Source organism: Dyella acidiphila, assembly GCF_014863405.1.
Lineage (GTDB): Bacteria > Pseudomonadota > Gammaproteobacteria > Xanthomonadales > Rhodanobacteraceae > Dyella_B > Dyella_B acidiphila.
Genome location: NZ_JACZZA010000024.1, coordinates 1 through 5,514, shown reverse-complemented (window position 1 = coordinate 5,514; position 5,514 = coordinate 1). Strand labels below are relative to the sequence as shown.

Below are 5,514 nucleotides of genomic sequence, written 5' to 3'. Positions count from 1 at the left end.
GGTTGCGCCGAGGCGCATAAAGCAAAAACCCTCACCGAAAACGGTGAGGGTTTTTTAGGATAAAGCCCCTGGCGGTGACCTACTCTTGCATGGAAGTCCACACTACCATCGGCGCAGCTGCGTTTCACTTCCGAGTTCGGGATGGGATCGGGTGGGGCCACAGCGCTATAGCCGCCAGGGAAGGGGTTGAGGCAGCGCTTGGGTAAGCGCCAAGCCTCAAAAGGGGTAAACGAGTGACAAGCGTCTGGTGAAATATTTCGAGATGGTTCGTTGGTCAAAGACTCACGAAGCGTCTTGGGGTTATATGGTCAAGCCGCACGGCTCATTAGTATGCGTTAGCTCAATGCATTGCTGCACGTCCACACCGCACCTATCAACCACTTAGTCTAAATGGGGCCTTTAGGAGAATTAAATTCTCGGGAGATCTCATCTTGGGGCGTGCTTCCCGCTTAGATGCTTTCAGCGGTTATCACTTCCGTTCGTAGCTACCGGGCAATGCCATTGGCATGACAACCCGAACACCAGCGGAACGTCCACTCCGGTCCTCTCGTACTAGGAGCAGCCCCCCTCAAATCTCCAACGCCCACGACAGATAGGGACCGAACTGTCTCACGACGTTCTGAACCCAGCTCGCGTACCACTTTAAATGGCGAACAGCCATACCCTTGGGACCGGCTACAGCCCCAGGATGTGATGAGCCGACATCGAGGTGCCAAACACCGCCGTCGATATGAACTCTTGGGCGGTATCAGCCTGTTATCCCCGGAGTACCTTTTATCCGTTGAGCGATGGCCCTTCCATACAGAACCACCGGATCACTAAGACCTACTTTCGTACCTGCTTGATCCGTCGATCTCGCAGTCAAGCACGCTTATGCCTTTGCACACAGTGCGCGATGTCCGACCGCGCTGAGCGTACCTTCGTGCTCCTCCGTTACTCTTTGGGAGGAGACCGCCCCAGTCAAACTACCCACCATACACGGTCCCCGATCCGGATTACGGACCTAGGTTAGAACGTCAAGCACTTCAGGGTGGTATTTCAAGGTTGGCTCCGCCGAAACTAGCGTCTCGGTTTCATAGCCTCCCACCTATCCTACACAGAAGAACTCAACGTTCAGTGTAAAGCTATAGTAAAGGTTCACGGGGTCTTTCCGTCTTGCCGCGGGAACGCTGCATCTTCACAGCGATTTCAATTTCACTGAGTCTCGGGTGGAGACAGCGCCGCTGTCGTTACGCCATTCGTGCAGGTCGGAACTTACCCGACAAGGAATTTCGCTACCTTAGGACCGTTATAGTTACGGCCGCCGTTTACTGGGGCTTCGATCAAGAGCTTCGCCTTGCGGCTGACCCCATCAATTAACCTTCCAGCACCGGGCAGGCGTCACACCCTATACGTCCACTTTCGTGTTTGCAGAGTGCTGTGTTTTTGATAAACAGTCGCAGCGGCCAGGTTACTGCGACCCGCTAGTGCTCAGTCACGCATGTGACCACACCGGCGGGCGCACCTTCTCCCGAAGTTACGGTGCCATTTTGCCTAGTTCCTTCACCCGAGTTCTCTCAAGCGCCTTGGGATTCTCACCCTGCCTACCAGTGTCGGTTTACGGTACGGTTTGCTGTAGCTGAAGCTTAGTGGCTTTTCCTGGAAGCGTGGTCTCAGTCACTTCGCCCTATTGGGCTCGTCTCGGTGCTCGGCATAAGTGATCCCGGATTTGCCTAAGATCACTGCCTACCGCCTTTCCCCCGGACAACCAACGCCGGGTAGACCTAACCTTCTCCGTCCCCACATCGCACTACAGTCAAGTGCTGGAATATTAACCAGCTTCCCATCGACTACGCATTTCTGCCTCGCCTTAGGGGCCGACTCACCCTGCGCCGATGAACGTTGCGCGAGGAAACCTTGGGCTTTCGGCGTGCGGGCTTTTCACCCGCATTATCGTTACTCATGTCAGCATTCGCACTTCTGATACCTCCAGCATGCCTCTCGACACACCTTCGCAGGCTTACAGAACGCTCCTCTACCGCGCATCTTGCGATGCACCCCGAGCTTCGGTGTAGTGCTTAGCCCCGTTAAATCTTCCGCGCAGACCGACTCGACCAGTGAGCTATTACGCTTTCTTTAAAGGGTGGCTGCTTCTAAGCCAACCTCCTGGCTGTCTATGCCTTTCCACATCGTTTTCCACTTAGCACTAACTTGGGGACCTTAGCTGCGGGTCTGGGTTGTTTCCCTTTTCACGACGGACGTTAGCACCCGCCGTGTGTCTCCCGGATAGTCTGTCCTGGTATTCGGAGTTTGCCATGGTTTGCTAAGTCGCGATGACCCGCTAGCCATAACAGTGCTCTACCCCCAGGAAGATTCGTCCGAGGCGCTACCTAAATAGCTTTCGAGGAGAACCAGCTATCTCCGAGTTTGTTTAGCCTTTCACTCCTATCCTCAGCTCATCCCCATCTATTGCAACAGATGTGGGTTCGGTCCTCCAGTGCGTGTTACCGCACCTTCAACCTGGCCAAGGATAGATCACTCGGTTTCGGGTCTACTGCCAGAGACTATGCGCCCTATTCAGACTCGGTTTCCCTTCGCCTCCCCTATACGGTTAAGCTTGCCACTGACAGTAAGTCGCTGACCCATTATACAAAAGGTACGCAGTCACCCTTGCGGGCTTCCACTGCTTGTACGTATACGGTTTCAGGTTCTATTTCACTCCCCTCTCCGGGGTTCTTTTCGCCTTTCCCTCACGGTACTTGTTCGCTATCGGTCAGTCAGGAGTATTTAGCCTTGGAGGATGGTCCCCCCATGTTCAGACAAGGTTTCTCGTGCCTCGCCTTACTCAATTTCATGGCATGTGCGTTTTCGTCTACCGGGCTATCACCGTCTACGGCTGGCCTTTCCAGACCCTTTGACTAACACATACGCCACTTTTGGGCTGTTCCCCGTTCGCTCGTCGCTACTGAGGGAATCTCGGTTGATTTCTTTTCCTCCGGGTACTTAGATATTTCAGTTCCCCGGGTTCGCTTCACTAAGCTATGTATTCACTTAGTGATACTGCTTACGCAGTGGGTTTCCCCATTCGGACATTGCCGGATCAAAGCTTGTTGCCAGCTCCCCGACACTTTTCGCAGGCTGCCACGTCCTTCATCGCCTCTGACTGCCAAGGCATCCACCGTATACGCTTAGTCGCTTGACCATATAACCCCAAGTCGCCTCAGGGCTACGCTCTTCCCTCCTCAGGGACTGAGCTTTCGCCAAACAACGCATTCGCTTACTTCTTTGCCTCAACGACACATCTCGGTTTGGCTGGCGACACAAGCTTTCACTCATGCCATCCAGGTTTTACCAAGACGCTTGTCACTCGTTTACATTTTCAAAGAACACAAGATCGGCCTCAACGCCGTCTCGTTTCGTTAAATCTTTTGTGTGCGCTACACATCCGCTTTGGCCTGAACTGGTGGAGCCAGTCGGGATCGAACCGACGACCCCCTGCTTGCAAAGCAGGTGCTCTCCCAGCTGAGCTATGGCCCCGTAATCCGGGTCAGCATCCTCAATAATGGTGGGTCTAGGTGGACTCGAACCACCGGCCTCACCCTTATCAGGGGTGCGCTCTAACCACCTGAGCTACAGACCCATAAAGCTTTGCAGCTCACGCCTTGCAGCGTGGGCTTTTCACGCCGTCGGCGTGCGGATGTGCAGGTGTCTTGTGTGGACGTCTTGCGGAGGAGGTTCTGTCGTTCTCGAAAGGAGGTGATCCAGCCGCACCTTCCGATACGGCTACCTTGTTACGACTTCACCCCAGTCATGAACCACTCCGTGGTCGTCGCCCCCCTTGCGGTTAGGCTAACGGCTTCTGGAGCAACTCACTCCCATGGTGTGACGGGCGGTGTGTACAAGGCCCGGGAACGTATTCACCGCAGCATAGCTGATCTGCGATTACTAGCGATTCCGACTTCACGAAGTCGAGTTGCAGACTTCGATCCGGACTGGGATCGGCTTTCTGGGATTGGCTCCACCTCGCGGTATTGCAACCCTCTGTACCGACCATTGTAGTACGTGTGTAGCCCTGGCCGTAAGGGCCATGATGACTTGACGTCATCCCCACCTTCCTCCGGTTTGTCACCGGCAGTCTCCTTAGAGTTCCCACCATTACGTGCTGGCAACTAAGGACAAGGGTTGCGCTCGTTGCGGGACTTAACCCAACATCTCACGACACGAGCTGACGACAGCCATGCAGCACCTGTGTTCTGATTCCCGAAGGCACTCCCGCATCTCTGCAGGATTCCAGACATGTCAAGGCCAGGTAAGGTTCTTCGCGTTGCATCGAATTAAACCACATACTCCACCGCTTGTGCGGGCCCCCGTCAATTCCTTTGAGTTTCAGTCTTGCGACCGTACTCCCCAGGCGGCGAACTTAACGCGTTAGCTTCGACACTGATCTCCGAGTTGAGACCAACATCCAGTTCGCATCGTTTAGGGCGTGGACTACCAGGGTATCTAATCCTGTTTGCTCCCCACGCTTTCGTGCCTCAGCGTCAGTGTTGATCCAGATGGCCGCCTTCGCCACTGATGTTCCTCCCGATCTCTACGCATTTCACCGCTACACCGGGAATTCCACCATCCTCTATCACACTCTAGCTATCCAGTATCCACTGCCATTCCCAGGTTGAGCCCGGGGATTTCACAGCAGACTTAAATAACCGCCTACGCACGCTTTACGCCCAGTAATTCCGATTAACGCTTGCACCCTTCGTATTACCGCGGCTGCTGGCACGAAGTTAGCCGGTGCTTATTCCTCAGGTACCGTCAGCCCGACGGGGTATTAGCCCATCGTATTTCGCTCCTGATAAAAGTGCTTTACAACCCGAAGGCCTTCTTCACACACGCGGCATTGCTGGATCAGGCTTGCGCCCATTGTCCAATATTCCCCACTGCTGCCTCCCGTAGGAGTCTGGGCCGTGTCTCAGTCCCAGTGTGGCTGATCATCCTCTCAGACCAGCTATCGATCGTCGCCTTGGTAGGCCTTTACCCTACCAACTAGCTAATCGAACATCGGTCCATCCAACCGCGCGAGGTCATTGCTGATCCCCCGCTTTCTCCCGTAGGACGTATGCGGTATTAGCGTAAGTTTCCCTACGTTATCCCCCACGTCTGGGCAGGTCCCGATGTATTCCTCACCCGTCCGCCACTCGCCACCCACAGTATTGCTACTGCTGTGCTGCCGTTCGACTTGCATGTGTTAGGCATGCCGCCAGCGTTCAATCTGAGCCAGGATCAAACTCTTCACTTAAGTTTTCGACAATCCGTAGATCGTCTATCTTTCTGAAGCGTTTACCCTAACCATAAAACGTCAAGCTTTTGAATTGACTCTTAGGTTAGACGCTTGCATTTGTTTGGACAGATTGTCCATCCAACGCAAGACGCCCACACAAGTCACCTGCGCACACTGTCAAAGATCAATCACTTGCGACCTCTTCTTCAAGATCGCCCCGAAGCATTTCGTCCCGGGTGAGCCGCCCATTCTACATC

Annotated in this window: 2 tRNA genes and 3 rRNA genes; all 5 read right to left on the bottom strand. The window is 54.3% G+C overall.

The annotated features are described in order from the left end of the window. Positions 1-66 precede the first annotated feature (66 nt). A 5S ribosomal RNA gene (gene rrf / locus IGX34_RS21900) occupies positions 67-179 on the bottom strand. A 125-nt stretch (positions 180-304) separates the two neighbouring features. Next, positions 305-3,181: ribosomal RNA gene (locus IGX34_RS21895) — 23S ribosomal RNA — on the bottom strand. A 259-nt stretch (positions 3,182-3,440) separates the two neighbouring features. Further along, positions 3,441-3,516: transfer RNA gene (locus IGX34_RS21890), tRNA-Ala, on the bottom strand. A gap of 26 nt (positions 3,517-3,542) precedes the next feature. Continuing rightward, positions 3,543-3,619 (bottom strand) — tRNA-Ile (locus IGX34_RS21885). Positions 3,620-3,728: 109 nt separating this feature from the next. Continuing rightward, a 16S ribosomal RNA gene (locus tag IGX34_RS21880) occupies positions 3,729-5,275 on the bottom strand. The 16S, 23S and 5S rRNA genes sit together here with 2 tRNA genes alongside, the layout of an rRNA operon. Positions 5,276-5,514 lie beyond the last annotated feature (239 nt).